The sequence below is a fragment of the Cellulosimicrobium sp. SH8 genome (genome assembly GCF_025818875.1).
Classification (GTDB): Bacteria; Actinomycetota; Actinomycetes; order Actinomycetales; family Cellulomonadaceae; genus Cellulosimicrobium; species Cellulosimicrobium cellulans_D.
This window is the reverse complement of record NZ_JAMXMH010000005.1, coordinates 235,376-261,655: the sequence shown is the minus strand read 5'-3', so window position 1 is coordinate 261,655 and position 26,280 is coordinate 235,376. Positions and strand designations below refer to the sequence as shown.

Annotated in this window: 27 protein-coding genes; 16 read left to right on the top strand and 11 right to left on the bottom strand. The window is 75.9% G+C overall.

Features of this window, described 5'->3' with window-relative positions:
- Positions 1-13: 13 nt before the first annotated feature.
- Genes NF338_RS09345 through NF338_RS09320 form a run of 6 tightly spaced genes read right to left on the bottom strand, consistent with a single transcriptional unit; the run spans position 14 to position 5,444 of the window.
- On the bottom strand, positions 14-568 hold the full coding sequence (locus NF338_RS09345) for a hypothetical protein (protein ID WP_264030497.1): 555 nt from the start codon (positions 566-568) through the stop codon (positions 14-16).
- Positions 565-1,920 carry a DUF58 domain-containing protein gene (locus tag NF338_RS09340; RefSeq protein ID WP_264030496.1) on the bottom strand — a complete coding sequence of 452 codons (1,356 nt, stop codon included), beginning with the start codon at positions 1,918-1,920 and terminating at the stop codon, positions 565-567. The genes NF338_RS09345 and NF338_RS09340 overlap by 4 nt, the downstream gene beginning before the upstream one ends.
- Positions 1,917-2,924 carry an AAA family ATPase gene (locus tag NF338_RS09335; RefSeq protein ID WP_264030495.1) on the bottom strand — a complete coding sequence of 336 codons (1,008 nt, stop codon included), beginning with the start codon at positions 2,922-2,924 and terminating at the stop codon, positions 1,917-1,919. Before NF338_RS09335 ends, NF338_RS09340 begins: the two co-directional genes overlap by 4 nt.
- On the bottom strand, positions 2,921-3,484 hold the full coding sequence (locus tag NF338_RS09330; protein ID WP_264030494.1) for a hypothetical protein: 564 nt from the start codon (positions 3,482-3,484) through the stop codon (positions 2,921-2,923). The genes NF338_RS09335 and NF338_RS09330 overlap by 4 nt, the downstream gene beginning before the upstream one ends.
- Positions 3,481-4,278 (bottom strand): DUF4129 domain-containing protein, encoded by a 798-nt coding sequence (locus NF338_RS09325; RefSeq protein WP_264030493.1) that lies wholly within the window; start codon positions 4,276-4,278, stop codon positions 3,481-3,483. The genes NF338_RS09330 and NF338_RS09325 overlap by 4 nt, the downstream gene beginning before the upstream one ends.
- Positions 4,275-5,444: a DUF3866 family protein gene (locus NF338_RS09320; RefSeq protein ID WP_264030492.1), complete on the bottom strand. Its 1,170-nt coding sequence runs from the start codon at positions 5,442-5,444 to the stop codon at positions 4,275-4,277. The genes NF338_RS09325 and NF338_RS09320 overlap by 4 nt, the downstream gene beginning before the upstream one ends.
- Before the next feature lie 36 nt (positions 5,445-5,480).
- Between NF338_RS09320 and NF338_RS09315 the strand changes: the two genes are divergently transcribed.
- From NF338_RS09315 to NF338_RS09270, 10 genes are all read left to right on the top strand, one after another.
- The gene (locus NF338_RS09315; protein WP_264030491.1) at positions 5,481-6,587 is read left to right on the top strand and encodes a helix-turn-helix transcriptional regulator; all 1,107 of its coding nucleotides are present in this window, start codon (positions 5,481-5,483) and stop codon (positions 6,585-6,587) included.
- Positions 6,580-7,593: a helix-turn-helix transcriptional regulator gene (locus NF338_RS09310; RefSeq protein ID WP_264030490.1), complete on the top strand. Its 1,014-nt coding sequence runs from the start codon at positions 6,580-6,582 to the stop codon at positions 7,591-7,593. The genes NF338_RS09315 and NF338_RS09310 overlap by 8 nt, the downstream gene beginning before the upstream one ends.
- 10 nt (positions 7,594-7,603) lie before the next feature.
- Positions 7,604-7,930, top strand: a complete 327-nt coding sequence (locus NF338_RS09305; protein WP_087472958.1) for a hypothetical protein — start codon at positions 7,604-7,606, stop codon at positions 7,928-7,930.
- A 57-nt stretch (positions 7,931-7,987) separates the two neighbouring features.
- Positions 7,988-8,254, top strand: coding sequence for a Sec-independent protein translocase subunit TatA (gene tatA, locus NF338_RS09300; protein ID WP_264030489.1), 267 nt, complete (start codon positions 7,988-7,990; stop codon positions 8,252-8,254).
- Positions 8,255-8,290: 36 nt separating this feature from the next.
- Positions 8,291-9,034, top strand: a complete 744-nt coding sequence (tatC, locus tag NF338_RS09295; protein WP_087472063.1) for a twin-arginine translocase subunit TatC — start codon at positions 8,291-8,293, stop codon at positions 9,032-9,034.
- Between the two features lie 43 nt (positions 9,035-9,077).
- Entirely contained in the window at positions 9,078-10,163 is a 1,086-nt protein-coding gene (locus NF338_RS09290) for a diacylglycerol/lipid kinase family protein (protein ID WP_264030488.1), read from the top strand.
- Positions 10,164-10,172: 9 nt separating this feature from the next.
- Positions 10,173-13,166 (top strand): DEAD/DEAH box helicase, encoded by a 2,994-nt coding sequence (locus NF338_RS09285; RefSeq protein ID WP_264030487.1) that lies wholly within the window; start codon positions 10,173-10,175, stop codon positions 13,164-13,166.
- Between the two features lie 126 nt (positions 13,167-13,292).
- Positions 13,293-14,933 carry an amidohydrolase gene (locus NF338_RS09280; RefSeq protein ID WP_264030486.1) on the top strand — a complete coding sequence of 547 codons (1,641 nt, stop codon included), beginning with the start codon at positions 13,293-13,295 and terminating at the stop codon, positions 14,931-14,933.
- A gap of 309 nt (positions 14,934-15,242) precedes the next feature.
- Positions 15,243-16,979: an apolipoprotein N-acyltransferase gene (lnt, locus tag NF338_RS09275; RefSeq protein ID WP_412846477.1), complete on the top strand. Its 1,737-nt coding sequence runs from the start codon at positions 15,243-15,245 to the stop codon at positions 16,977-16,979.
- The gene (locus NF338_RS09270) at positions 16,976-17,788 is read left to right on the top strand and encodes a polyprenol monophosphomannose synthase (protein WP_264030485.1); all 813 of its coding nucleotides are present in this window, start codon (positions 16,976-16,978) and stop codon (positions 17,786-17,788) included. Before lnt ends, NF338_RS09270 begins: the two co-directional genes overlap by 4 nt.
- Before the next feature lie 99 nt (positions 17,789-17,887).
- Here the strand turns inward: NF338_RS09270 and NF338_RS09265 are convergent, their stop codons facing one another.
- A complete protein-coding gene (locus NF338_RS09265; RefSeq protein WP_021483180.1) occupies positions 17,888-18,232 on the bottom strand; it encodes an RNA polymerase-binding protein RbpA in 345 nt (114 codons plus the stop codon).
- Positions 18,233-18,597: 365 nt separating this feature from the next.
- Here NF338_RS09265 and NF338_RS09260 point away from each other — a divergent pair, with 365 nt between their 5' ends.
- From NF338_RS09260 to NF338_RS09250, 3 genes are all read left to right on the top strand, one after another.
- The gene (locus tag NF338_RS09260) at positions 18,598-19,785 is read left to right on the top strand and encodes an LLM class flavin-dependent oxidoreductase (RefSeq protein WP_264030484.1); all 1,188 of its coding nucleotides are present in this window, start codon (positions 18,598-18,600) and stop codon (positions 19,783-19,785) included.
- A gap of 170 nt (positions 19,786-19,955) precedes the next feature.
- A complete protein-coding gene (locus NF338_RS09255) occupies positions 19,956-20,594 on the top strand; it encodes a CE1759 family FMN reductase (protein WP_264030483.1) in 639 nt (212 codons plus the stop codon).
- Positions 20,595-20,744: 150 nt separating this feature from the next.
- The gene (locus tag NF338_RS09250; RefSeq protein ID WP_264030482.1) at positions 20,745-21,494 is read left to right on the top strand and encodes an SHOCT domain-containing protein; all 750 of its coding nucleotides are present in this window, start codon (positions 20,745-20,747) and stop codon (positions 21,492-21,494) included.
- Positions 21,495-21,520: 26 nt separating this feature from the next.
- Here NF338_RS09250 and NF338_RS09245 read toward each other — a convergent pair whose 3' ends face one another.
- On the bottom strand, positions 21,521-21,961 hold the full coding sequence (locus NF338_RS09245; RefSeq protein ID WP_264030481.1) for a pyridoxamine 5'-phosphate oxidase family protein: 441 nt from the start codon (positions 21,959-21,961) through the stop codon (positions 21,521-21,523).
- A gap of 99 nt (positions 21,962-22,060) precedes the next feature.
- Between NF338_RS09245 and NF338_RS09240 the strand changes: the two genes are divergently transcribed.
- Positions 22,061-22,840, top strand: a complete 780-nt coding sequence (locus NF338_RS09240) for a class I SAM-dependent DNA methyltransferase (protein ID WP_264030480.1) — start codon at positions 22,061-22,063, stop codon at positions 22,838-22,840.
- Positions 22,837-23,334 carry an AAA family ATPase gene (locus NF338_RS09235; RefSeq protein WP_264030479.1) on the top strand — a complete coding sequence of 166 codons (498 nt, stop codon included), beginning with the start codon at positions 22,837-22,839 and terminating at the stop codon, positions 23,332-23,334. The genes NF338_RS09240 and NF338_RS09235 overlap by 4 nt, the downstream gene beginning before the upstream one ends.
- Before the next feature lie 6 nt (positions 23,335-23,340).
- Here the strand turns inward: NF338_RS09235 and NF338_RS09230 are convergent, their stop codons facing one another.
- Positions 23,341-24,099: a DinB family protein gene (locus NF338_RS09230; RefSeq protein WP_264030478.1), complete on the bottom strand. Its 759-nt coding sequence runs from the start codon at positions 24,097-24,099 to the stop codon at positions 23,341-23,343.
- A gap of 286 nt (positions 24,100-24,385) precedes the next feature.
- Here NF338_RS09230 and NF338_RS09225 point away from each other — a divergent pair, with 286 nt between their 5' ends.
- Positions 24,386-24,910 carry a putative immunity protein gene (locus tag NF338_RS09225; protein WP_264030477.1) on the top strand — a complete coding sequence of 175 codons (525 nt, stop codon included), beginning with the start codon at positions 24,386-24,388 and terminating at the stop codon, positions 24,908-24,910.
- A 46-nt stretch (positions 24,911-24,956) separates the two neighbouring features.
- On the opposite strand, the gene NF338_RS09220 is transcribed toward NF338_RS09225, so the two are convergent.
- Entirely contained in the window at positions 24,957-25,379 is a 423-nt protein-coding gene (locus NF338_RS09220; RefSeq protein WP_264030476.1) for a hypothetical protein, read from the bottom strand.
- A 65-nt stretch (positions 25,380-25,444) separates the two neighbouring features.
- A complete protein-coding gene (locus tag NF338_RS09215) occupies positions 25,445-26,278 on the bottom strand; it encodes an oxidoreductase (protein ID WP_264030475.1) in 834 nt (277 codons plus the stop codon).
- Positions 26,279-26,280: the final 2 nt, after the last annotated feature.

The window sequence follows — 26,280 nt, the reverse complement described above, 5'->3', positions numbered from 1 at the left end:
TCGCAGCGCGAGGTCAGTCCCGCGGCGTGACGAGCAGCACGAGGCCCAGCACGGCGATCCCGCCGAGGGCGGTGGCGACCGCCGACGAGACGTCTCCCGCGGTGATCGCCTGCACCGCGAGCGCCACCCCGAGGAGCACGGCCTGGAGCACGCCGACCCTGCGGAGGTCGGGCACGACGGCGCGCAGCTCCGCGTGTGCCTCGGGCGGCACGTGGTCCGACCACCAGGCGGTGCGCAGGACGAGGTGGCCGAGCGGGAGGAGGGCGAGGACGACGGGGTCGAAGGGTGCGTCCCCCTCCATGAGCAGGACGAGCCCGCCGAGGAGCACGAGGAGGTGGGGCACCGGCGGTGCGGGCAGGCAGGCGACGACGGTACCGAGGCAGAGCCCGGCCCCCCAGACGAACGACGGCGCGAGACCGGTCGTCTGGAGCGCGGCGCCGGCGAAGGTCGTGGCGAGGACGAGGAGGACGACGCGCAGGCTCCACCCGGGGAAGGTGCGCCCGGTCTCGACCTGGAGGCGAGGGCGCGGTCCGGCGGTGACGACGCCGCGTCGGGCGAGTCGACTCATCGGGTGGCTCCGGCCGGGCTCGGGCGACCGGGTCCTTGCCGGTCGAGCCGTCGTGCCGCGAGCTCGAGCGTCCCGCGGGCGCCGTCGGCGCCGGGTGTGCCGTCGTACCAGCGTGCGACGACGACCCCGCGCTCGCGCAGGTCGTGGACGCGGTCCGCGCGCTCGTGGCGGGTGACGGCCCAGGCGGTCGCGACGTGGTCGTCGACCTCGGCGACGGAGACGAGCGGGAGGACGTCGACGACGACGACCACGTGCCCGGTGTCGTGCCACTGGCGGGCGAGGCGGGGCGCCTCGTCGTCGAGCAGGGTCGAGAAGAGGTAGACGGCGGCGCCGGCGGGGACCTGGGGCGGGCGGTGGCGGGCCGAGGGGTCGCCGACGGGTCGGGCGAGGGCGAGGCCGTGGAGGATGCGGCGCAGGTGACGTCGGCCGCCGCCGGAGCGGACGGGTCGGGCGAGGCGGCCGAGGTCGTCGAGGGCGACGCGGTCGCCGTCGGCGAGGACGGCCTGGGCGACGGACGCGGCGGCGTGGCGGGCGAGGTCGAGGGAGGTGGCCTCGTCGGGGCGCTGGGCGCCGACGCCGCTCCAGGTGGCGAGGTCGGGGGCGACCTCGTCGCGGGAGTCGACGACGAGGACGACGGTCGCCTCGGCGGTGCCGAAGGTGCGGCGGACGTAGAGGGTGTCAAGGGTGGGGGAGCGGCGGGCGGTGGCGCGCCAGTCGATGCGGCGGAGCCGGTCGCCGGGGCGGAAGGCGTCGACGTCGCGCAGCTCGGTGCCGTCGCCGGGGCGCCGGGAGGTGTGAGGGCCGGAGAGTCCCCGCAGGCGGGAGGCGAGGGGCAGGCGTCCGAGCGGGGTCGGGCGGGGCAGGACGAGGCGGCGCGGTCCGCGGGCGACGCGGGGGACCTGCTCCTCGACGCCGTCGGGCCCGTAGGCGGCGTAGTCGACGCGGAGGGTGTCGGTGACGCCGGTGCGTGCGGAGGGCGCGTGCCAGGCGAGCTCGTGGGTTCCGGCCGTGGTGCCGACCAGGCGTTCGGTGACGAGGCCGCCGGGGGCGAGGGCCCGCAGTCGCAGCAGCTCGACACCGGGTGGGACGTCGGCGACGGTGCGGGCGGCGAGGGTCCCGGCCGGAGCGTCGGTGTCGAGGACGACGCGCACGGTGACCGGTCCGTGGGGGCGGTGGGTCCAGCCCCAGACGGCGCCGAGCAGGGGTGCGAGCCCGAGGAGGGCGACGTCGGGACGGCGGAAGAGGACGCCGAGGGCGAGGAGGGTGGTGCCGAGCAGGACGCCGGCGGCGAGGTGGACGGTGGTGCGCCAGCGGGGCGCGTCGGTGTCGCGGTCCGCCGTGGGGGTGCTCATCCGCGAGCGCCGACGGTGGCGGGTCCGGGGACGGTCCCGAGGATGCCGGCGACGACGGTCTCGGGGCGGAGGTCGGCGGCCCAGGCGCCGGGGGTGAGGGTGAGGCGGTGGGCGAGCACGGGGACGGCGACGCGCTTGACGTCCTCGGGCAGGACGACGTCGCGCCCGTCGAGGACGGCGACGCCGCGGGCGAGGAGGGCGAGGTTCTGGGACCCGCGGGGCGACGCGCCGACCTCGAGGTCGCGGTGGGTGCGGGTGGCGGCGGCGAGGTCGACGCAGTAGGCGACGACGTCGGGGTGGACGTCGACCTGCTCGACGGCGGCCTGCATGGCGAGGACGGTGTCGCGGTCGACGACCTGGCGGACGACGGGGTCGTCGTGGCGGCGGGCGATGCGGCGGGTGAGGACCTCGCGCTCCTCGTCGCGGCCGGGGTATCCGACGGAGAGGCGCACCATGAAGCGGTCGAGCTGTGCCTCGGGGAGCGGGTAGGTGCCCTCGTGCTCGACGGGGTTGGACGTCGCGACGACGTGGAAGGGGCGGGGCAGCGCGTGGGTGGTGCCCTCGACGGTGACCTGGCGCTCGGCCATGGACTCGAGCAGGGCGGACTGCGTCTTGGGGGCGGTGCGGTTGATCTCGTCGGCGAGCAGCAGCCCGGTGAAGACGGGTCCGGGCCGGAACTCGAAGGTCCGGGTCGCGGGGTCGTACACGGAGGAGCCGGTGACGTCCGAGGGCAGGAGGTCGGGGGTGCACTGCAGGCGGGTGAAGTCGAGGCCGAGCGCGCGGGCGAGGCTGCGGGCGGCGAGGGTCTTGCCGAGCCCGGGGACGTCCTCGAAGAGCACGTGGCCGCCGGCGAGGACGGTGGCGAGCGCGAGGGTGAGGGGTTCGCGGGCGCCGACGACGGCGGTCGCGACCTCGTCGAGGACGGCGCTGCCGTGCGCGGCGACGGCGGGCACGTCGAGGGTCGCGGGCTGCGCGGTGGTGCGGGCGGCGGGGTCGGCGGTCATCGGGGTGTCCCTCCGTCGGGGCGGTCCGGGGTGTCGTGGCTGGTGGTCGTCGGGTCGAGCTGGTCGAGCCGGTCGAGCGCCGCGAGCCAGGCGTCGAGCTCGGCGGGTGTGGGGAGCCGCCCGTCGGTGACGAGGCCGTGGACGGTGCGGGCCGCGCGGGGACCGAGGAGTCGTGCCAGGTCGGTCGCGGCACCGGGGTCGGCGAGGTCGTCGATCCCGTGGTGGGCGACGCGACGCTCCGTGAGGTGCCGCACCCGGCGGGCGGCGGTGACCGTGACCCGCCCGTCGCGGCCCAGGACGGACCACCCGAGGTCGGACACGTCGCGCCGGTTGCCGTCGCGCCGCACGTCGGGGATCCGCGGCCACACGGTGTCCCCGGCGTACCCGGTGCGGTGCCGCAGCAGCACGCCCGCGATGCCCAGGGCGGTGAGCATGAGGGCGTGCGCGGGCGAGGACCCGAGCAGCACGAGGACGACGCCGAGCCCGACGGCTACGCCACCTGCGAGCAGGGAGTGCCGGTCCGCCGGGCGCAGGCGCCTCCAGCGTTCGCACGCGCTCACGGCCGTGCCTCGTCGTGGAGCGGGCGGTCGGGGGGCGCGGGGGTCAGGTCCTGGGTGTTGGCGACCGGCGTCGTGAGGTCGGCCGCGACGCGGGCGAGCGCCGCGCGAGCGGTCTCCAGGTCGCGCTCGCCGAGCGGCGTCTCGCCGAACCGGGCCCGGTGGTACAGGCCGCGCAGCGTCGCGACCGCGTGCGGGTCGACCTGGGTGCTGGCCAGGACCGCGGTCGTGAACTCCGTCGGGGTCTGGGCGGGGTCGCGCCGGGTACCCGCCCGCTCCGCGGCGTGCTCGAGCGCGACCCACGCGGCGACGACGGCGTCGTGCGGGTCCGCGTCGGGCGCGCGCAGGTCGTCGTGCGCCCGCTCGACCGCCTCCCGCAGCTCCGGTACGACCGGGTTCTCGGCCGCGTGGACGGAGACGTCGCCGGTCGCCGCGACGAGGAGCTCTCGTCGGCGTCGCCGCACGAGGAGTGCCGGGAGGTACCGGCGCGCGAGCACGACGAGGACCACGAGAACCACCGCGCCCAGGAACCAGAGCAGGTACGTGTCGAACGACATGCCCCCGGTGTCGGCCAGGTTCCGGAGGTCGTCCGGGCCGGTGTCCGCGTCACGTGTCGTGGCGGTCTCCGGGGGCGGCGCGACCGGGTCCTGCGCGACGTCGTCGAACCAGGCCGGCGCCTCCCAGCCCCACGGCGCGCCGACGGCCGCGGCGAGCACCGCCGCGAGCGCCAGTGCGGCGACGGCGGCGAAGCGTGCCGGTCCGGGCCGGCGGTGGCTGTCCCCCTGCGGTGCGGTCATGCGGGCCGGAGCGACTCGGCGTGGACGCCTGCGACGGCGGCGGCGACGAACGCGGCGGGGTCGGCGTCGAGGCCGCGGCCCATGGTGGAGAGCCGGACGGGGGTGTCGTGGAGGGCGTCGAGGAGGGCGGGGTCGGCGGGGACGTCGACGAGGTGGTGGCGGCCGGCGGGAGCGGCGAGGGTCGCGGCCTGCTGGGTGACGCGGCGGGTGAGGTCGGCGCCCCACCCGGGGAGCGCTTCGACGTCGGGGGCGGGGACGGGCACGGGGACGTCGCTCGGGGTGAGGGCGACGCGGCCGTAGGCGGTGAGGGAGTGGTGGGAGATGCCGAGGTGGCGGTCGCGGGCGTCGGCGCCGGAGACGCGCAGGGACGCGACGGGGTGGCCGCGGAGGGCGGCGACGGCGTTGAGGGCCTCGCCGGCGGCGACGCCGGAGAAGCCCCAGCGGGTGCCGGTGCCGAGGTTGCCGGGTCCTTGGGCGACGACGACGAGGTCGGCGCCGGTGACGTGGCGGGCGGCGAGGAGGCCGGTGTGCACGGTGACGGCCTCGAGGTCGCCGCCGAACGCCTGCCCGACGGTGAGGCAGGTGTCGATCCAGCCGGTGTCGCGCAGGGTGGCGACGGTGCGGGAGAACGCGGCGGGCAGGGCGCCGCCGTCGGTCATGACGTAGGCGACGCGGGGTGCGGGGCGGCCCGCGAGCGCCGCGGCGTGCCGGGCGCCGGCGACGACGGCGGGCAGGGCGGAGTGGAGGTCGGCGACGACGACGGGGGTGGCGTCGAGGTCGTCGGCGTCGCGGAGGGTGTCGTGGTGGGGGGACTCCTGCTCGTCGACGCCGAGGACGAGGGCCTGGAGGGGGGTGTAGCGGGCCTTGACGAGGTGGCCGGGTCCGGGTGCGGGGTCGGGCGGGAGGGGGGTGCCGGGCTGGGCGGGTCCGACGACGAGGGCGTACCCGCCGGTGCCGAGGCCGCGCGCGAGGGCGGAGACGTTGAGGAGCACGTGGTCGCCGGGCTGGGGGGTGCCGACGAGCTGGGTGTAGGCGAGGGCGCGCACGGTGGCGTCGGGCTCGTCGTCGCGCCCGGGCAGGGGGTCGTGGAGCCGCACGTGCAGCTCCTGGGCGCCGGTCCAGGTCTTCGCGTGCGACACCACGGTCGCGGTCCGCCAGGTGATCACGCGGCACACCCTATCGACCGACTAGCGTGGTCCCCGATGTCCGAGCCCACGCCCCCCTCCGCCGCGCCCGATCCCGTGCCCGGCTCTGCGCCGCCGTCGTCGGGGTCGTCGCCGACGAACCCGGCCGCGCGCCTGCTGAACCTCGTGATCGCGCTGGTGAACACGAACGCGTCGATGACGAAGCAGCAGATCCGGACCAGCGTGGCGGGGTACGGCGACGCCCCGTCCCCGGACGCGTTCGAACGGATGTTCGAGCGCGACAAGGACACGTTGCGCGACCTGGGCATCCCGATCGTCACGGTGGACGCGGGCGGGCACGCGGACGAGGTGGGGTACCGGATCGACCAGGACGCGTACGCGCTGCCCGCGGTGGACCTCACGCCGGCGGAGCTGGGCGTGCTGGCGCTGGCGACGCAGTTCTGGCAGGACAAGACGCTGCGCACGGACATCTCGCGGGCGCTGACGAAGCTGCGCGCGGCGGGCGCGGGGGAGACCGCGATGGACGTCGTGGCGGGGCTGGCGCCGCAGGTGCGGCCCGTGGGGGACGCGTACGCGACGCTCATGGACGCGATCTCGGCCCGGCGGGCGGTGTCGTTCACGTACCGGGCGGCGAGCACGGGCGAGGTGCGGGCGCGGCGCGCGCAGCCGTGGCGGATCGCGGCGCGGCGCGGCGGCTGGTACCTGGTCGGGTTCGACCTGGACCGGGCGGCGCCGCGGTCCTACCGGCTGAGCCGGGTCGAGGGCCGGGTGCGGGCGACGGGCCCGCGCGACGCGTTCGAGGTGCCGACCGACGTGGACGTGGATGCGGCGCTGGGCACGCGCGACGCGGGCGGCGTGGCGCGTCTGGCGGTCGTGCCGGAGCGCGCGGGCGCGCTGCGGGCGCGCGGCACGGTCGTGGGGTCGGTGCCGGACGCGCGGGCGGGCGACGGCGCGGGTCGTGACGTGCTGGAGGTGGCGTACGACGTGCGGTACGCGCTGGCGGACGAGGTCGTGGGGTACGGGGACGCGGTGCTGGTGCTCGGGCCGCCGGACCTGCGGGCGGCGGTCGTTCGACGGCTGCGGGACGCGGCGGCGCTGGGCTCCGCGCAGGACGCCGGGGCGGGCGCGGGCGAGGGGACGACGGAGGTGGCAGGGCGTGGCTGAGCGCGCGGACGACCGGCTGGTGCGCCTGCTGGGCATCGTCGCGTACCTGGACGGGGCGGGGCCGGTGCCGGTGGGCGAGCTCGCCCGGCACTTCGGCGTGAGCGAGCGCCAGGTCCTGGACGACGTCGACGCCCTGTGGGTGTCCGGCACCCCCGGGTACTGGCCGGACGACCTCATCGACTTCGACGCCGACTCGATCGAGCGCGGCGTCGTGCGGCTCACCGAGGCGCGCGGCATGACCCGGCCCCTGCGCCTCGGCACGCGCGAGGCGGTCGCGCTCATCGCGGCGCTGCGCGCCATGCGGGAGACGGCGGCGGTGCAGGCCGACCCCGAGCGCGCGGGCGTCGTCGAGTCGGTGCTGCGCAAGCTCACCGACGCGACCGGCGAGGCGGCGGCGGCGCTCGACGTGCAGCTCGCCCCCGAGGGCGACCCGCGTGTGGTCGCGGCGATCACGAGCGCGCTCGTCGCGGGGCACCGCCTGCGGATCCGGTACGTGACGGCCGCGGACGAGGAGTCCGAGCGCGACGTCGACCCCGTGTCCTTGCACACGCAGGACCAGCACGCGTACCTGCTCGCGTGGTGCCACCGCGCCCGCGGGCGCCGCACGTTCCGCGTCGACCGCATCCTCGCCGCCACCGAGCTCGACCAGGCCGTCGAGGGCCACGACGTCGACCCGGACGTCGACTTCACCCCCACCGGCGACGCGCCGCTCGCGACGATCACGTTCGCCAGCCCTGCGCGCGCCGTCGCCGAGCAGGTCCCCGTCGAGTCCGTGCGCAACCTGCCGGACGGCGCGTTCGAGGTGCGCCTGCGCGTCACCAACCCGGTGTGGTTGCGCCAGCTCCTCACCGAGCGGGCGCGGCACGTCCTCGCGGTCGAGCCGGCGTCGGTTGCCCGCGACGTGCGCGAGGCCGCGAGCGCCGCCCTGTCCGCGTACGCGGACCTGCCCGGCGACACCGACGGCGGCCCGGGAGCCGACCCGTCCGGCGACCGGGCCGCTGGCTAGGGTGGGCGGCATGTGGTTCTGGGTCTGGACGCTCCTCGTCGTGGGCACGCTCGTCGGTGCGTTCTTCCTCGCGCGGCACCTGTGGCGGTCGGTGAAGGGGCTGGGTCGCGAGCTGTCGCGCGCCTCGCAGGTCGCGGCGGACATGAGCGCGCGGGCGGACGAGCTGTCGCGCGCGCTGGAGGAGGCGCAGCCCTCGACCGCGCCGACGCTGTTCGACGACCCCGTGGTGCTCCAGGAGCGCGTGGACCTGCTGCGCGCCGAGCGGGCGGAGCGGCGTGTGCAGCGGCGGCGGCGCGACGAGCAGGTCTGGTCCCGCTGGCGCCGGTTCAACGCGTAGGGTTCACCGCGTAGACTCGCTCGCGTAGCGCCGTTCGCCTCGAGGAGGAGTTAGCCCATGGGCATGCTCAAGCCCTGGCACATCATCGTGCTGGTCGTCGTCATCCTGCTCCTGTTCGGTGCGCGTCGGCTCCCCGACCTGGCCAAGAGCGTCGGGCAGTCGCTGAAGATCTTCAAGAGCGAGGTCAAGGACCTGCGCGAGGACGACACCACGCCGCCCGCGGCGGGTGGCGCCGGCACGACGTCCGCGTCGACCGGCACCTCCGCGCCGACCGTGACCGGAGGGACGACGTCGCCCGAACCGGGCGACACCTCGAAGGGATAGTCGGTGTCACGTACTTCCCGTGACCCCGAGGGGCGGATGCCGCTCCGCGAGCACCTCCTGGAGCTGCGCAAGCGACTCTTCCTCGCCGCGTGCGGCCTCGTGGTCGGCGCGATCGTCGGGTGGTTCCTCTACGAGCCGCTGCTCGAGGCCCTGCAGGCGCCGCTGCTCAAGGCGGCGGAGGAGCAGGGCAAGGTCATCAGCCTGAACTTCTCGGGCCTGGCCTCCGCGCTCGACATGAAGGTCAAGGTCTCCCTCTTCCTCGGCGTCATCGTCACGTGCCCGTGGTGGCTGTACCAGCTGTGGGCGTTCATCACCCCGGGTCTGACGACCCGGGAGAAGCGGTACGCGTTCGCGTTCCTCGGCGCGTCGGTCCCGCTGTTCCTCGGCGGCGCGTTCCTGGCGTGGTGGGTCCTGCCGCACGCGGTCGACATCCTTGCCGGGTTCGTGCCCGACGGCGCGACCAACCTGGCCGACGCGCAGGGCTACCTGAGCTTCGTCATGCGCCTCGTGCTGGCGTTCGGGCTCGCGTTCGTGATGCCCGTGGTGCTCGTCGCGCTCAACGCGGCCGGGATCATGCGGGCGTCCGCGATGGCCAAGGGCTGGCGGTGGGCCGTGCTCGTCGCGTTCGTGTTCGCGGCCGTCATGACCCCCACCCCGGACGCGCTGACGATGATCTTCGTCGCGCTGCCCATCTGCGGCCTGTACTTCGCGGCGCTCGGCATCAGCTACCTCCACGACCGGCGCGTCGACAAGCTCGACGCCGCACGGCTCGCCCTGTGAGCGTCACGCCCCGGCCGCGCCCCCGTGGGCGCGGGGGCCGCGCGTGAGCACGGTCGCCCTCGTCGTCAACCCGACGGCGGGGCGCGGCCGCGGCCGCGCGGCCGGGGAACGCACCGCCGCCGCGCTGCGCGCCGCCGGGCACGCCGTCGTCGACCTCAGCGCTCCGAGCCTGCCCCTCGCCCAGGAGTCGGCCGACGCCGCCGTGCGCGGCCCGGGCGGCGACGGCGCGGGAGCGCGGCCCGGGGTGGACGCCCTCGTCGTCGTCGGCGGGGACGGCATGGTGCACCTCGGCGTCAACGCGACCGCCGGGACCGGCGTCCCGCTCGGCATCGTCGCGGTCGGGACGGGCAACGACTTCGCGCATGGCCTCGGGCTGCCCACGACCCGCACGGACCGGTGCGTGGACGCCCTCCTCGCGGCCCTCGGCACCGCCGCGAGCGCCGCCCCGTCCGTGCGCGCCGTCGACGCCGCGCGGGTCACGGGCGAGCACCTGCCCGCCCCGCGCTGGTACGCGGGCGTGCTGTCCGCGGGGATCGACGCGGCCGTCAACGCGCACGCCAACGCGGCCACCTGGCCGCGCGGCCGGTCGCGGTACGCGCGCTCGGCGCTCACGGAGATCACGCGGTACCGCCCCTACGGGTACCGGGTCACGCTGCGCGGCGTGCCCGCGGGCGACGAGCTGCCCGACCTGCTCGCCGGGGCGCCCCTCCTGCTCGACGGCGCCGCCGTCGGGACGAGCCCCGACGGGCGCGACGCGCAGGGCGGGCGGACCGTGGTGTGGGAGTCGCCGGGCGCGCTCGTGTCGGTCGCGAACGGGCCGCGCATCGGCGGCGGCATCCGGATCGCGCCGGGCGCGGCGCTCGACGACGGCCTGCTCGACGTCGTCGTCGCCGGCCCGTTCGGGCGCTGGGGCGCGACGCGCATCTTCCCCGGCATGTACGCGGGACGGCACCTGGCGAACCCCGGGGTGGGGACGCTGCGCGCGACGTCGGTGACGGTCGCGGCGACCGAGGCGGGCGCGACCCCGCCGCACGCGTTCGCCGACGGGGAGCACCTGGGTCCCCTGCCGCTGCGGGTCGACGTGGTCCCGGGCGCGCTGCACGTCCTGGAGGTCGGTGCCGGACCGTAGGCTGGCACCATGACGGCCGCTGAATCGCCCGCCGCCCGTTACGCCGCGTCCCGGGCCCGCCAGGCGGCGTCCCGCACCCGGCTCGCGGAGTTCCGGCAGGTCCTCGACTTCCCCCTCGACGACTTCCAGGAGCGCGCGTGCGAGGCGCTCGAGGAGGGGCGCGGCGTCCTCGTCGCCGCACCGACGGGCGCGGGCAAGACGGTCGTGGGCGAGTTCGCCGTCCACCTCGCCCTCGCGGGCGGGCGCAAGGCGTTCTACACCACCCCGATCAAGGCGCTGTCCAACCAGAAGTACGGCGACCTCGTGCGCCGCTACGGCGCCGACTCCGTGGGTCTGCTCACCGGCGACACGACGATCAACGGGGAGGCGCCCGTCGTCGTCATGACGACCGAGGTGCTGCGCAACATGCTGTACGCGGGCTCGCGCACGCTCGACGGCCTCGCGTTCGTCGTCATGGACGAGGTGCACTACCTCGCCGACCGGTTCCGCGGGCCGGTGTGGGAGGAGGTCATCATCCACCTGCCCGACGACGTCCAGCTCGTCTCCCTGTCCGCGACCGTGTCGAACGCGGAGGAGTTCGGCGACTGGCTGGAGATGGTGCGCGGCGACACGACCGTCGTCGTCAGCGAGCGCCGGCCCGTGCCGCTGTGGCAGCACGTGCTCGTCGCGTCCGCGAACCCGGCGACCGGGGTCGCGCACGCCGGCGGCGGGCGTGCGCTCGGCGCGGACCTGCTCGACCTGTACGCGGGGCACGTGGACCCCACGGACCCGGGCGTGAACCCGCCCATCAACCCGGACCTGCTGGCCGCGTTCCGCGCGGCGCCGCGCACGAGCGCGTCGGGCCCCGGCGGGCGGCGCGGCCCGGGCGACCGCGGGTACCGGGGGCGGGGCGGGCGCCGCCCCGGTCCGGACCGGTCGGCGGTCGGGGCGCGCCGCACCCCGGCCCGGTTCGCCGTCGTGGACGCCCTGGACGCGGACGGGCTGCTGCCCGCGATCTACTTCATCTTCTCGCGCGCGGGGTGCGAGGGCGCCGTGCAGCAGTGCCTGGCCGCCGGGCTGCGCCTGACCTCGCCCGCGGAGGAGGCGGAGATCCGGCGCGTCGCCGAGGAGCGCACCGAGACGATTCCCGCCGAGGACCTGGACGTGCTCGGGTACTGGACGTGGACCGAGTCGCTCGCGCGCGGGATCGCGGCGCACCACGCCGGGATGCTGCCCGTGTTCAAGGAGACCGTCGAGGAGCTGTTCAGCCGCGGACTCGTCAAGGTCGTGTTCGCGACCGAGACGCTCGCGCTCGGCATCAACATGCCCGCCCGGTCCGTCGCGCTGGAGAAGCTCGTCAAGTGGGACGGCACCGCGCACGTCGACGTCACCCCCGGCGAGTACACCCAGCTCACCGGGCGCGCGGGGCGGCGCGGCATCGACGTCGAGGGGCACGCCGTCGTCGTCGACCACGCGGGCCTGGACCCCGTGCACCTCGCGGGACTGGCGTCCAAGCGCCTGTACCCGCTGCGCTCCAGCTTCCGGCCCACGTACAACATGGCGGTCAACCTCGTCGCGCAGGTCGGGCGGGACCGGGCGCGCGAGGTGCTGGAGACGTCGTTCGCCCAGTTCCAGGCCGACCGCGGCGTCGTCGGGCTCGCGAAGCAGGCGCAGGCGCACGCCGAGGCGCTCGACGGGTACGCGCAGGCCATGACGTGCGACCGCGGCGACTTCGCCCAGTACGCGGCGCTGCGGCGGCGCATCACCGCGCGCGAGGGCGACCTGTCGCGCGCCGCGAGCAGGTCGCGCCGCGCGGAGGTCGTGGCCGCGTTCGAGCGGCTGCGCCCCGGGGACGTCGTCGAGGTGCCGTCCGGGCGGCGCGCGGGCTACGTCGTCGTGCTCGACGCGGGGGAGGGGGCCGGGTTCGACGGCCCGCGCCCCACCGTGCTCACGCAGGACCGGCAGGTGAAGAAGCTCACCGTGGCCGACGCGCCCGGCGGCATCCGCACCGTGGGACGCGTCCGCATCCCCAAGACGTTCAACCCGCGCGTGCCCGCGCAGCGGCGCGACCTCGCCTCCACGCTGCGCAACGCCCTCGGGGCGCTCGACGAGCCCGGCGCCCGACCCGGGCGCACCGCCCGCTCCCGGTCCGCCGCCGCGGACGACGCCGAGCTCTCCCGCCTGCGCGCGCAGCTGCGCGCCCACCCGTGCCACGACTGCCCCGACCGCGAGGACCACGCGCGCTGGGCCGAGCGGTGGGCGCGACTGAAGAAGGAGCACGACCAGCTCGTGCGCCGCGTCGAGGGCCGCACCGGGTCCATCGCGCGCGTGTTCGACCGCATCTGCGACGTCCTGCTCACCCTCGGCTACCTCGCCCCGGGCGACGCCGCGGACGACCCGGTCGCGCCGCTCGAGGACGCCCTGGACGCAGAGGAACCCGCGGACGGGTCCCGCGACGACGGGGCCGGCTCCGGCGGCGCGGTCGGACCGGGGCCGGGCCGCGCCGGGCTGCGCGTCACGCGCGACGGGCAGTGGCTGCGGCGCCTGTACGCCGAGAACGACCTGCTGCTCGCCGAGTGCCTGCGCCGCGGCGTGTGGGAGGACCTCGACGCCCCCGCCCTCGCGGCGGTCGTGTCCACGTGCGTGTACGCGGGGCGCCGCGAGGACCACGGCGAGCCCGACGTGCCCGGCGGGCCCCACGGGAAGCTCGCCCGCGCGCTCGAGGCGACCACGCGCGTGTGGTCCGAGGTGGACGACCTGGAGGAGGCGCACGACATCGACGCGACCGGCGCCCTCGACGAGGGCCTCGTCACGGCCGTGCACCGCTGGGCCGTGGGCCGCAGCCTCGACGCCGTGCTGCGCGGCTCGGAGATCGCGGCCGGCGACTTCGTGCGCTGGTGCAAGCAGGTGATCGACGTCCTCGACCAGGTCGCGACCGCCGCGCCCACGCCCGCCGTGCGGCGCACCGCGCACCAGGCGATCGAGAAGCTGCGGCGCGGCGTCGTCGCGTACTCGAGCGTCTGAGCCGACCGAGCGGGAACCCCGGGAAGCCGGGACGGTGCGTGACGTTCACGACACCCGTCGCGACCTGCACGGACGTCACACCGGAACGGTGAGTTTCGGGCGGTTGTGGCGGTATCGTGAAGGATTGTGGCCTCAACCCTGTACCGCGGCGGCGTGATCCACTCCCAGGCCGACCCGTTCGCGGAAGCACTCCTCGTCGACGACGGCGTCATCGCCTGGATCGGCGCCGACGACACGGCCGACGGGCTCGCCGCCCGCGCCGACCGCGTGATCGACCTCGACGGCGCGCTCGTCGCTCCCGGGTTCGTCGACGCGCACGTCCACCTGTTCGAGGTCGGGCTCGCCCTCGCGGGCGTCGACCTGTCCGCGAGCGCCGGCGTGACGACGCTCACGGCCGCGCTGGAGGCGGTCGCGAAGGCCGCGGCGGACGTCGGGGACGACGACGTCGTGCTCGCGTTCGGCTGGGACGAGCGGTCCTGGCCCGAGGGCCGGCCGCCGACGCGCGACGAGCTCGACGCCGCCGCGGGCGGTCGCGCGGTGTACGCGGCGCGGGTCGACGTGCACTCGGCCGTGGTCTCCACGACGCTCGCGCGGCGCTGCGCCCTGGCGGAGCGGCCGGGCTGGGACGAGTCCGGCTGGGTCACGGGGGAGGCGCACCACGTCGCCCGGGACGTCGCGCGCGACGTGTCGCCCGCGCGGCGCACCGACCTGTACCGGGCGGCGCTGCGCGCCGCGGCGGAGCAGGGGATCGTGTCGGTGCACGAGATGAGCGCCCCCTACATCGACACACGTGCCGGGCTGCGCGAGCTGCTCGCGCTCACGGGCGAGGCGTCCTCGGGGCTGGCGCACGTCGTCGGGTACCGGGGCGAGCTGTGCACCACGGTCGACGACGCGCGGGAGGTCCTCGCGGACGTGCCCGGTCTGACGGGACTCGCGGGCGACCTCAACGTGGACGGGTCGATCGGGTCGCGCACCGCGGCGATGCGCCTGCCCTACCAGGACGGGCCGGACCCCACCGACCGGGGGAACCTCTACCTGAGCGCGGAGCAGATCGCGAACCACCTGTCCGCGGTCGGGGCGGCGGGCACGCAGGGCGGTTTCCACGTCATCGGGGACCGCGCGATGGACGAGCTCGTCCTCGGGCTCGAGGTCGCCGCGGAGGTCCACGGCCAGGGCGCGGTGCGCGCGGCGCGGCACCGGGTGGAGCACGCGCTGTTCGTGGACGCGACGGCGCTGGCGTCGCTCCTGCTGTTCGGCGTGAGCCTGAGCATCCAGCCGGGGTTCGACGCCGCGTGGGGCGGGCCGCAGGGCATGTACGCGGCGCGCGTGGGCGCGACGCGCGCCGAGGGCCTGAGCCCGTTCGCGGACCTCGCGGGGGCGGGCGTGCCGCTGGCGTTCGGGTCGGACGCGCCGGTGACCCGGCTCGACCCGTGGGCGGGCGTGCTCGCGGCGATGTCGCACGTCGACCCGGACCAGCAGATCTCTGCGCGGGCCGCGTTCCGCGCGCACACGCGCGGCGGGTGGCGCATCGCGGGCCTGGACCACACGGGTGCCGGGCAGCTGCGCGTCGGGGCGCCGGCGCACCTGGCGGTGTGGCGGGGCGAGCATCTCGTCGTGCAGGGCGCGCTCGGGCGCACGACGTCGTCCTGGAGCACGGACGCGCGCGCCGGGCAGCCGCTCCTGCCGGAGCTCGGTCCGGACGTCCCGCGTCCGCGGTGCCTGCAGACCGTGCGCGACGGCGTCCCGCTGTTCGACACGTTCGTCTGACCGCTACCGCTTGACAGGGCCGTGAGCCGGAGTAGGTTCGACAGGGTGTTCCGGCCCCCGCGGCCGCAGGGGGATCAGCCACCGACGACGACCCCTCGGCGTGCCGCGCCGGGTACCTGGCCGGGCTCGCGCGCTCAGTAGAAAACGTGCTCCGCCGGTGGCGGCTGGGTACGGGCCGAAGGGCGCGCGAGCCCGCACACGCTCACCCGTCGTCGGCCCTCCGCCGGCCCCCTGCGACCATCCGGTGTTCACCCGCCGGGCCGCCGGTCTCTCCGGCTCCGGCGCAGGTGCGTGGCGTAGGGTGCACCCGTGCACGCCCCCGAGCCCACGGCCGCCCCGGCCGGGCGACCCCGTCCCGCTGGTCCGGATGCCACCGCGCCGGACTCCCCGGCCACCGCGACCCCCGAGACCGGCTCCGGCGCGACCGCCCGTCGCGTTCCCGGCACGGCGGACGGCAGCGCCCTCGTCGGGCCCCCGTCGCGCCCGCTCACGCTGCTCCTGGCTCTCGCGGGCGGCCTCGTCACCGACGCGGCGTTCCCCGACCGCGGGTGGTGGCCCCTCGCGTTCGTCGGCGTCGCCGCGCTGTTCTGGGCGCTGCGGCGCGACGGCGCGCGGTGGGGCTTCCTCGTCGGGCTCGTGTGGGGGCTCGCGTTCTTCCTGCCGCACCTGTGGTGGGCGAACTACGCGACCGAGACCGTGCCGTGGGTCGCGCTGTCCGTCATGGAGGCGTGCTTCGTCGGCGTGCTGGGCGCCGCGTGGGTGTGGGCGCGGCGGTGGTCGTGGCTGGCCGGGCGCCCGTGGGCGCAGGCGGTCGCGTTCGCGCTGCTGTTCGTCGGTGTCGAGCAGGCGCGCACCGAGGTCCCGTTCGGCGGCTTCCCCTGGGGCAGGCTCGCGTTCTCCCAGGCGGACTCCCCGCTCGGGCGCGCGGCGTGGCTCGGGGGCGAGGTGCTCGTGTCCCTGCTCGTCGCGCTCGCCGGGTCCCTGCTCGCGGTCGCCGTGCTCGCGCTGGTGCGCCGCCGCGACGTCGTGACGGGGGCTGTCGTCCCGGTCGTCGTGGCCGGCGCGCTCGTGGCCGCACCCCTCCTCGTGCCGCTCGACACGCGCGCCGAGGCGGGCACGCTCGCCGTCGGGGCCGTGCAGGGCAACGTGGGCGAGCCCGGGCTCGGGTCGTTCGCGAACCGGGCCGAGGTGCTGAACAACCACCTGCAGGGGACCGTCGCGCTGCTGGACCAGGTGGAGCCCGGCGACCTCGACGTCGTCCTGTGGCCCGAGAACGGCTCCGACCTCGACCCGCAGACCGCGCCCGACGTGGCCCGGGCCATCGACGACGCCGCGCGCGAGGTGGAGGCCCCGATCCTCGTCGGCGCGCAGGAGTACCCGGACACGGGCGGCCGGTACAACGTGTCGCTGCTGTGGGAGCCCGGCGCCGGCGTCGTGGACCGGTACGCCAAGCAGCACCCCGCGCCGTTCGGCGAGTACATCCCCCTGCGGTCCCTGCTGCGGATCTTCTCCGACCAGGTCGACCGCGTGAGCATCGACATGATCCCCGGCACCGAGACCGGGGTCGTGGACCTCGCGTCCGAGCGCCTCGGGCGCACCGTGCCGCTCGGCGTCGTCATCTGCTTCGAGGTCGCCTACGACGGCCTCGTGAACGACGCCGTGGACGCGGGCGCCGAGGTGCTCGTCGTGCAGACGAACAACGCGTCCTTCGGGTACACCGCCGAGTCCACGCAGCAGCTCGCGATGTCGCGCCTGCGGGCCGTGTCGACCGGGCGCGCGACCGTGCAGGTCTCGACCGTCGGCGTGAGCGGCGTCATCGCCCCCGACGGCGAGCTCCTGCAGAGCACCGGGCTGTTCACCGCCGACCAGCTGGTCGCGGACCTGCCGCTGCGCACGAGCCTGACCCCGGCCGTGCGGGCGGGGGACTGGCCGGGCCGCGTCGTCGAGCTCCTCGCGCTCGGCCTCCTGGCCGTGGGGGTCGGGAGCGTCGTCCGCGAGCGCCGTGCGTCGCGCGCCGCCGCGGGCGCCGTGGACGAGGCGCCGTGAGCGGGCACCCCGGGACGCGTGCCGGCGCTGCCGGCCGCGTGCTCGTCGTCGTGCCCACGTACGACGAGGCGCTGACCCTGCCGGGCACGCTCGCGCGGCTGCGCGCCGCGGTGCCGGACGCGGACGTGCTCGTCGTCGACGACGCGAGCCCCGACGGGACAGGCGACCTCGCCGACGCCGCCGCAGCCGCAGACCCGGGCGTGCACGTGCTGCACCGCGCGGGCAAGGAGGGGCTGGGCGCCGCGTACGTCGCGGGGTTCGGCTGGGGCCTGGCCGCCGGGTACGACGTCCTGGTCGAGATGGACGCCGACGGGTCGCACCAGCCCGAGCAGCTGCCGTCCCTGCTCGCCGCGCTCGCCGCGACAGGGGAGCGCGGCGGCGGCGCGGACCTCGTCATCGGGTCGCGCTGGGTGCAGGGCGGGCGGGTGGAGAACTGGCCGTGGCACCGCGAGGTGCTCTCCCGGGCGGGCAACGTGTACGTGCGGCTCGCGCTCGGGCTCGGGCTGGGTGACGCGACGGCGGGCTTTCGCGCGTACCGCGCCGACGCGCTGCGCGCCGTCGACCTCGCGAGCGTGGAGTCGCACGGCTACTGCTTCCAGGTCGACATGGCCTGGCGGGTCGAGCGCACGGGCGGGCGGGTGGTCGAGGTGCCGATCACGTTCGTGGAGCGCACCGCGGGCCGGTCGAAGATGAGCCGCGCGATCGTCAGCGAGGCGCTGTGGAAGGTCACCGTGTGGGGTGCGCGCCGTCGCGCGGCCCAGCTCGCGGGGGCGGTGCGCTCCCTCGCAGGTCGGCGCGGCGCGCGCTGAGCCGCCCGACGGGCGCCCCGGTCCGGCTGACGGGACGCGGGAAACGTGAGAGGCCCGGACCCCCGAGGGGGTCCGGGCCTCTCCGTTGCGGCGGGGCCGTCAGGCGCTGCGGCGCAGCTTGCCGGCGCGCAGCAGGCCGAGGCGCTCGTCGAGCAGCTCCTCGAGCTCGGAGATCGTGCGGCGCTCGAGCAGCATGTCCCAGTGGGTGCGGGCGGGCTTGCCCGCCTTGGGCTCGGGGCGCTCCGCGTCGCGCAGCAGCGCCTCGGCGCCGCAGCGGCACTCCCACACCGGGGGGACCTCGGCGTCGGTCGAGAACGGCAGGATGATGGTGTGCCCGTTGGGGCAGTCGTAGTGCGCCTGGAAGCGGGGGGCGAAGTCGACGCCCTCGTCCGACTCCATGCTCTTCGCACCGATGCTCATCCCGCGCAGCGAACGGTCGGCCATGGTGTCCTCCTGAGGGGTCTTCGGGGGTGGGTGGGGCGCTCCCGGTGGGGTGCGGACAGCGGCCCGGTCTACGAGAGGCAACGCCTCGCCGTCGGTCGGTGTTCCGGCGCGTCGTGAAGGTCCGGTGAACGTCGCGGGTCTCCGCGGCCGGGCCGCCCCCACGGCGTCGAGCCGGTCCGCCTCGGCGCGTCGCGGTCCCAGGCTCCCGGGTTTCGATGCCCGACGCAACTCGTCGAGGCCCTGGCGGGGCCGGACGTGCGCACGCTCACACCGGGGTCGCAGGGGCCCGGAACAAACCCGGGGGGTCCCCGGTTGAGCGCCATGTACATGCAAACGCATCGACCTAGGACTCACGGGAGCACACCATGCAGTTCGGCATCTTCACCGTCGGAGACGTCACGACGGACCCCACGACGGGCCGGACCCCCGACGACACCGAGCGCGTGCGCGCGATGCTGACCATCGCGAAGCACGCGGACGAGGCGGGCCTGGACGTCTTCGCCACGGGTGAGCACCACAACCCGCCGTTCGTCCCGTCCTCACCGACGACCATGCTCGGCTACCTCGCCGGTGTGACGAAGAACATCGTCCTGTCGACGTCCACGACCCTCATCACGACGAACGACCCCGTGCGCCTCGCGGAGGAGTACGCGATGCTCCAGGTCATCTCCGACGGGCGCATGGACCTCATGATGGGGCGCGGCAACACGGGCCCGGTGTACCCGTGGTTCGGGCAGGACATCCGCAACGGCATCCCGCTCGCGATCGAGAACTACGCGCTGCTGCGCCGCCTGTGGACCGAGGACGTCGTGGACTGGGAGGGTAAGTTCCGCACCCCGCTGCAGGGCTTCACCTCGACCCCGCGCCCGCTGGACGGCGTGCCGCCGTTCGTGTGGCACGGGTCGATCCGCAGCCCCGAGATCGCCGAGCAGGCCGCCTACTACGGCGACGGGTTCTTCCACAACAACATCTTCTGGCCCATCAGCCACACGAAGCAGATGGTGCAGTTCTACCGCCAGCGCTGGGAGCACCACGGCCACGGCCCCGCGGACACCGCGATCGTCGGTCTCGGCGGCCAGGTGTTCCTGCGCAAGGACTCCCAGAAGGCGTGGGACGAGTTCCGGCCCTACTTCGACAACGCGCCCGTGTACGGGCACGGCCCGTCGATGGAGGACTTCACGCGCGAGACGCCGCTCACCGTCGGCTCCCCGCAGCAGGTCATCGACCGGTACGCCGCGATGCGCGAGCACGTGGGCGACTACCAGCGCCAGCTGTTCCTCATGGACCACGCCGGCCTGCCGCTCAAGACGGTGCTCGAGCAGATCGACCTCCTCGCGGGCGAGGTCGTGCCCGTGCTCCGCAAGGAGATGGAGGCCGCGCGCCCCGCGCACGTGCCGGCGAACCCGCCGAGCCACGCCGAGCGCGTCGCCGCCGCCAGGGCCTCCGGGACCGAGGGCGCCGCGCACGTCGGCGGCACCGAGGACCGCTGGACCGGGCGCACCGCCGAGGACGACCAGGAGCTGGCGAAGGCCGGCGCCGCGTTCGGGCTGTGACCCACGCCGTCCCGCGGCCGACGTCACCGGCCGCGGGACCGGCCGCCCGACGGCGTACGGTCGAGGGGTGCCCCGCGCACCCGCTCGACCGGCCGCCGTCGGGCACCTCGCACCACCCGGCCCGGTGACGGGCCGGCCCCGCACGACCCGCCACACCCCAGGAGCACCGCATGACCGCCAGCACCCCCGCCCCGGACCGCCGCCTCGTCGTGGTGTCCGCCGGGCTGTCCAAGCCGTCCTCCACGCGCCTGCTCGCCGACCGGCTCGGCGAGGCCGCCGTGCGCGAGCTCCAGGGCCTCGGCGTGAGCGCCGAGGTCGAGACCGTCGAGCTGCGCGACCACGCGCACGCCGTCGTCGACGCCATGCTCACCGGGTTCCCCACGGGCGAGCTCGCCGGGGTCCTCGAGCGCCTCGCCGCCGCCGACGGGATCGTCGTGACCACCCCGCTGTTCACCACCACGTACTCGGGGCTGCTCAAGTCGTTCGTCGACGTCCTCGACAAGGACTCGCTCACCGGCACGCCCGTGCTGCTCGGCGCGACCGGCGGCACCGCCCGCCACTCGCTCGCGCTCGAGTACTCGCTGCGGCCGCTGTTCACCTACCTGCGCGCGGACGTCGCCACGACGTCCGTGTTCGCCGCGACCGACGACTGGGCGGCCGCCGAGGCCGACGCCGGCGGCGGGCTGCCCGCCCGGATCGCGCGCGCGGGCCGCGAGCTCGCGGAGAAGGTCGCCCTGCGCAAGAACTCCGGGCCCGCCGACCCGTTCGCGGCCACGCCCGACTTCACGGCGCTCCTCGGCGGGCTCTGACCCGCTCCCTGACTGCGCGCCCCCGGTCACCGTGCTCCCGGCCGGGGGCGCGCTCACGTCTCCCTGACCTGCGACGACACCACCCGAGGGGTTGCTCTCGGAGGGTGTCGCGCGGCAGGATCGGGGGACCGACGACGACAGGGGAGCACCATGAGCACCAGCGCGACCGAGGGCCACACCGAGGCGCACCCTGCGCGCCCCGCCCCGGGGCCCGACGCCGAGCCCGTCGCCCCCGTCACGGTCGCGGTCCCGGTCGTCGAGGCGCTCGCCACCCACGCGGACGACACCCGACCCCCGGCCCCGCCACGGAGGCGACCCGTCGGCGTCGTGACGGTCCCCGGCAGGGCCCCCGACGCGTCCCGCTTCGCCGCCGCGCCCCGCTACCCGGCCATGTTCCACGTCGCGGGCGGCCGGCTCGTGTGGGACGGCGCACGGCTGCGCCTCGTCCGCGGCGACGACACCGTCCTCGAGCCCGCCGGGCGACCCGTCGTGACCGTCACCGGGGACGGGCCGACCGTCGTCGTGACGTGGCGCGACGAGCACCCCGGGTCGCGGTCGACCCGCGCCGTCCTGCTCGACGGGTCGTCCGCCCGCTTCGCCCGGTTCGCGCGCTCGCTCGCGGACACCCGGCCCGGGAGCGTCGTCGTCGACGACCGGACTGTCCCCTCGCCGCGCGTGCCGCGCCTCCAGCCCGGCCAGGCGGGCACCGCCCGACGCCCCGGCGTGTTCGCGCGCACCCTGTGGCGCGTCGTCGGGCGCGGCGCACCCGCCGCGAGCGCTCCGACCGGCGACGGGGGAGCGGCGCTCGTCGCCCGCCTCGAACGGCTCGCCGCCCTGCACCGCGCGGGCGACCTCACCGACACCGAGTTCGCACGCGCGAAGCAGGCGCTGCTCGGCTGACGGGTCCGATCGGGGACCGGCCGCCGTCAGTCCCTGGTCGGGCCCCACCCGGTCACGTCGACCGCCGTCATCACGGACCCACCATCACGGAAGTCCCCGTACCGCGCCCACGCGAGCACGACCCGCAGCAGGACGATGCCGTCGTCGGCCAGCGACCCGGCGAACTGCGGGAACGCCGCCACGTACGCCGCGGCACACCGGTCCCGGTCCGTACCGACCGGGACGTCCGCCAGGCCCTCGCACTGCAGCGTCGTGCCGTCCGTCCCGCCCACCGTCACGGCGACGCGCGGGTCCCGGGCCAGGTTCGCCACCTTGCGCGACGTCGCGCGCGCGTCGAACACCAGCTCGCCCGCGCCAGTCGCCGCCACCGCGAGGAACGCGGCCTGGGGCCCGCCGTCGTCGCCGAGCGACGCGACGACGCCCCACCCCTGCGAACGGACATAGCCGACGAACTCCTCACGATCCATGCCGCCACCGTAACGTCCCGGCTGGGCGGAACACACGGAAGGCCCCCGGCGACACGAAATCCCTGGACCGCCACGGACGCCGTCTGACACCGTCGCACGATGACGGACACACGCACCGACCTCGCCGGCACCGACCAGGAACGCCTCTGGGACGCCGACACCGCCGCCCGGTACGACACCCCCGGCCAGGGCGTGTTCGCGCCCGACGTCCTCGATCCCGCCGTCGCCCGGCTCGCGGCGCTCGCGGGCCAGGGGAGCGCGGTCGAGCTCGCCGTCGGCACCGGCCGGGTCGCCATCCCGCTCGCCGCGCGCGGCGTGCCCGTCACCGGCATCGAGATCTCCCGGCACATGGTCGCCGGGCTGCGCGAGAAGGTCGACGAGACGACCCTGCCCGTCATCGTCGGTGACATGGCCACCGCCCGGGTGCCGGGGGAGCACACGCTCGTCTACCTCGTGGACAACACGATCGCGAACCTGCTCACGCAGGACGCCCAGGTCGAGTGCTTCCGCAACGCCGCCCGCCACCTCGCTCCCGGGGGCCGGTTCGTCGTCGAGCTCTGGGTCCCCGAGCTGCGCGCCCTCCCGCCCGGCCGCACCGCGACCGTCTGGCACGACGAGCCCGGCTACCTCGGCGTCGACACCTACGACGTCCTGCACCAGCACGTCGTGTCCCACCACGTCCGCTTCGACGACGACGGCAGCGCCACGGTAGGACGCTCGCCCCACCGGTACGTCTGGCCCGCCGAGCTCGACCTCATGGCCCGCCTCGCCGGGCTCGAGCCCGAGACCCGGCACGCCGGATGGGCGGAGGAGCCGTTCACCGCCGAGTCCCGCTCCCACGTGTCCGTGTACCGGCGCACGACGGCGGACGCCTCATGAGCACCGAGGACAGCGCGTACCCCGGCGACCGTGTCGTCCTCGTCTGCGGCCCCGCGGGATCCGGCAAGTCGACCTACGCCCGCAGCCTCGCCCGGAACGGCTACGTCCTGCTCTCCTTCGACGCGGAGGCGTGGCGGCGCGGGCACCGCGACCACCCCCTGCCGGCCGACGTCGCCGACGAGGTCCACGCCGCCCTGAGCACCCGCCTCACCGCGCTCGTCGCCGACGGCGTGCCCGTCGTCGTCGACACGTCCTTCTGGTCCCGCGCCTCCCGGGACCGCTACCGCGAGCTCCTCGCACCCCTCGGGGTCCGACCCGTCGTGCACCACGTCCGGACCCCGCGCGCCGTCCTCCTCGCCCGGCTCGCACGACGACGCGGCACCGGGCCCGACGACGTCCTCGTCCCCGAGGACCTCGCGGCCGCTTACCTCGACGGCTTCGAGGAGCCGACCCCGCAGGAGGGGCCGCTCCGCGTCGTCGACGGCGGACCGTAGGAACCCTCACGCACCGAGCGACCCCTCGATCTCACCGAGGTTACGCACCGCGAAGCGGTGGTGCTCCCACTCCTCCTCGAGGATCACGTGCACGCACGACAACGTCGTCTCCGGGAACTCCGGCGACCACGGGTTGCGCCGCACCTCCACCAGCTCCTCCGGCGTGACCCCTGCCAGGAAGTCCCGCACCATCGCGACCCGGCCCGCGCGCGCCTCCAGCACCTCCGCGTACGACGGCGTCCCCGTCACGAACAGCGACACGTCCAGCCCGTCCTCCGCAGCCTGCGGCCCCGCCTGACCCAACGGGTGGAACGGCTGCTCCACCTCCAGCACCGCCCGCCCCAACCACGCGTCCGTCGCCAGCACCAGGTGCCGCAACGTCTGCGCGAACGACCACTCGCCGTCCACCGACACGTCCACGGCGCTCGCGGGCAGCACCGCCGCCCGCTCGAGCGTCGCCGCCCACGTCGCCTCCAGCGCCGCCCACGCCGCGCGCAGCCCCTCCGGGTCGCCGGCACGACGCAGCTCCCGCCCCGGGAACCGTCGGTCCAGCTCCGCCTCCACGAAGCCCGTCACGTCGACCCCGTTCACGCGGAAGGTCGCGTCGCCGTCCGAGAGCCAGGGCGCGTCGATGTCGACCCCCTCCACCTGCACGCCCCGCATGACCACGCCGGACAGGTCGGACTCCACGAACCGCGCGCCGTGCAGGTCCACGCCGTCGAACGTCGCGCCCCGCAGGTCGTCCGTGCGTGCGAACCGGGCCATGAGCGCCTCCTCGTGGATGTGACCCACCCGAGGAACCCGACCACCCGGGGGAGAGGCCCTGGTGCGGCGACAGCGCTGCACCGAGGCGTCCGGGCGGGGGAGAGGCATGCGCCTCTTCGACGGTCACGACGAGCGGGGACGACGAACGCACCGTAAGCCGCCCCACCCGCACCCCACCAGAGGACGACACGACCAAGCCCCTACGACCTCCCGACCGCACCGACCCGGCACCACCGCGCCGGTCACCGGCTGGCCGTCGGGCACGGGCACGGGGGAACATCGAGACATGCCGATCCTGCCCACCGAGCGCGACCCCCGACTCATCACCCTCCGCCGCGGCGGCACCCTCACCGACGACCACCACCGCCAGCTCGCCCGGTGGGCCGTCGAGTGCACGGAGCACGTCCTGCCCATCTTCGAGGACGCCCGACCCGGCGACACCCGACCCCGCGACGCCCTCGACGTCGCCCGCGCGTGGATCCGCGGCGAGGTCCCCATGAAGACCGCCCACAGCACCGCGTTCGTCACCAACGCCGCCGGGCGCGACCAGCCCGCACCCATCAAGTACGTGGCGCTCGCGGCCGGGCAGGCGGTGGCGGTCGCGCACGTCGCGGCGCACGACCTCGGCGCGGCGGCCTACGCCATACGGGCCGCCGCCGCGGACGCCGCCGCCCGAGGCGAGGACCCGGAGACCGCGCGGCTCGCGGAGCGGGACTGGCAGCGCGAGCGCGTCCCGGCGGAGCTGCGCGAGCTCGTCCTCGACGACCAGCGGCGGCGCAGCGCGATCTGCTGGGACGTGTTCGACGACTGAGGCCGGGCCGTTCGCCGGGACGCGGGCCGGTCGGGTGTCCCAGGCCTCAGCGCAGGAGGTCGTCGTACGTGGCGAGGGGGATGCGGCCCTCCGCCGCGGCAGCGACGTCCGCGTCGCCGGCCACGAGGACGTCGGCCTGGAGCACGGCCACCGCCACGTACTCGGCGACCGCCGTGTCGTCCGCGTCGAGATCACGGGCGATCCGCCACGCGGTGGCCCGCGAGACGCGGTCGCCGAGCAGCCGGACCTTCAGCGTCGCGACCCCCTCCAGGCGGGCGCGCGCGGTCTTCTCGTCGAGCACGCCGCGGCGCACGTCGCCGTAGAGCATCGACAGCGCGTGGCTGCGCAGGACCGCAGGGCCGACGAGCGGGCGCCGCGCGCCGAGGCCGACGTCGTCGTGCACGAGGCGCAGCGCGGTGACGGCGTCGATCGCGCACCGGGTGGACGGTTCGAGGACGACGGTTCCCATGGCAGCCAGTAGACACCCGAGGCCCGCCCCGGCGACGGATGCCACCGGGGGAGGGGGTCCGGGTGTCAGTTCCGAGGCACCCCGGTGGCGCGGGTGATGAGTGCGTCGAACTGTCGGTCGCTGAGGATGTTGCCGGCGGTGATGAGGGGCTTGGCGCCGTACCCGACCGCGTAGCGGGTCTTCGGGCGTCGTGCGGTGACCGCCTTGGCGATCGCGTCGGCGACGACCGACGGCGGAGAGTTGCGGTGGGCGTTGGCCTCCGACCGCAGCGACCTGGCCACCGCGGCGGCCTGCCGCCGGTACGGGCCGTTCGCCGAGGTGTTCTCGAGGTTGTCCGCCGCGATGCTGCCCCACTCGGTGGCGATCCCGCCGGGCTCGATGACGACGACGTCGATGCCGAAGGGGGTGAGCTCCAGGCGCAGGCAGTCGCTGAGCGCTTCGAGGGCGAACTTGGTGCCGTGGTACCAGCCGCCGAGCGGGGTGTAGATCTTGCCGCCCATGGACGTGATGTTCACGATCGTCCCGGCGCGCTGCTCGCGCATGTGGGGGAGTGCGAGCCGGACGAGGCTCATCGCGCCGAACACGTTCACCTCGAACTGGCGGCGGCCCTCGTCCATGTCGACGTCCTCGATCGCGCCGTAGGAGCCGTAGCCGGCGTTGTTGACGAGCACGTCGATCCGGCCGGTGTCGGCGACGATCGACGCCACCCCGTCCTTCATCGACTGCTCGTCGGTCACGTCCATCTCGAGCGGGCGGACGCCGTCTGCGGCGAGCTCCTGGAGCCTGTCGGTTCGGCGCGCGGCGCCGTAGACGGTGTACCCGATGCTCTGCAGTGTGCGAGCGGTGGACTCGCCGATGCCCGAGGAGGCTCCGGTGACGAGGGCGACCTTGGGTGTCATGG

Bases quoted from the DNA above. Each gene is read 5' to 3' on its own strand.
- NF338_RS09230 (WP_264030478.1), bottom strand. From the start codon at position 24,099: ATGGCCCGGTTCGCACGCACGGACGACCTGCGGGGCGCGACGTTCGAC.
- NF338_RS09220 (WP_264030476.1), bottom strand. From the start codon at position 25,379: ATGGGAACCGTCGTCCTCGAACCGTCCACCCGGTGCGCGATCGACGCC.
- NF338_RS09245 (WP_264030481.1), bottom strand. From the start codon at position 21,961: ATGGATCGTGAGGAGTTCGTCGGCTATGTCCGTTCGCAGGGGTGGGGC.
- NF338_RS09335 (WP_264030495.1), bottom strand. From the start codon at position 2,924: ATGACCGCCGACCCCGCCGCCCGCACCACCGCGCAGCCCGCGACCCTC.
- NF338_RS09235 (WP_264030479.1), top strand. From the start codon at position 22,837: ATGAGCACCGAGGACAGCGCGTACCCCGGCGACCGTGTCGTCCTCGTC.
- NF338_RS09240 (WP_264030480.1), top strand. From the start codon at position 22,061: ATGACGGACACACGCACCGACCTCGCCGGCACCGACCAGGAACGCCTC.
- tatC (WP_087472063.1), top strand. From the start codon at position 8,291: ATGCCGCTCCGCGAGCACCTCCTGGAGCTGCGCAAGCGACTCTTCCTC.
- NF338_RS09265 (WP_021483180.1), bottom strand. From the start codon at position 18,232: ATGGCCGACCGTTCGCTGCGCGGGATGAGCATCGGTGCGAAGAGCATG.
- NF338_RS09340 (WP_264030496.1), bottom strand. From the start codon at position 1,920: ATGAGCACCCCCACGGCGGACCGCGACACCGACGCGCCCCGCTGGCGC.
- NF338_RS09225 (WP_264030477.1), top strand. From the start codon at position 24,386: ATGCCGATCCTGCCCACCGAGCGCGACCCCCGACTCATCACCCTCCGC.
- NF338_RS09255 (WP_264030483.1), top strand. From the start codon at position 19,956: ATGACCGCCAGCACCCCCGCCCCGGACCGCCGCCTCGTCGTGGTGTCC.
- NF338_RS09215 (WP_264030475.1), bottom strand. From the start codon at position 26,278: ATGACACCCAAGGTCGCCCTCGTCACCGGAGCCTCCTCGGGCATCGGC.
- NF338_RS09285 (WP_264030487.1), top strand. From the start codon at position 10,173: ATGACGGCCGCTGAATCGCCCGCCGCCCGTTACGCCGCGTCCCGGGCC.
- NF338_RS09260 (WP_264030484.1), top strand. From the start codon at position 18,598: ATGCAGTTCGGCATCTTCACCGTCGGAGACGTCACGACGGACCCCACG.
- NF338_RS09315 (WP_264030491.1), top strand. From the start codon at position 5,481: ATGTCCGAGCCCACGCCCCCCTCCGCCGCGCCCGATCCCGTGCCCGGC.
- NF338_RS09250 (WP_264030482.1), top strand. From the start codon at position 20,745: ATGAGCACCAGCGCGACCGAGGGCCACACCGAGGCGCACCCTGCGCGC.
- tatA (WP_264030489.1), top strand. From the start codon at position 7,988: ATGGGCATGCTCAAGCCCTGGCACATCATCGTGCTGGTCGTCGTCATC.
- NF338_RS09345 (WP_264030497.1), bottom strand. From the start codon at position 568: ATGAGTCGACTCGCCCGACGCGGCGTCGTCACCGCCGGACCGCGCCCT.
- NF338_RS09325 (WP_264030493.1), bottom strand. From the start codon at position 4,278: ATGACCGCACCGCAGGGGGACAGCCACCGCCGGCCCGGACCGGCACGC.
- NF338_RS09305 (WP_087472958.1), top strand. From the start codon at position 7,604: ATGTGGTTCTGGGTCTGGACGCTCCTCGTCGTGGGCACGCTCGTCGGT.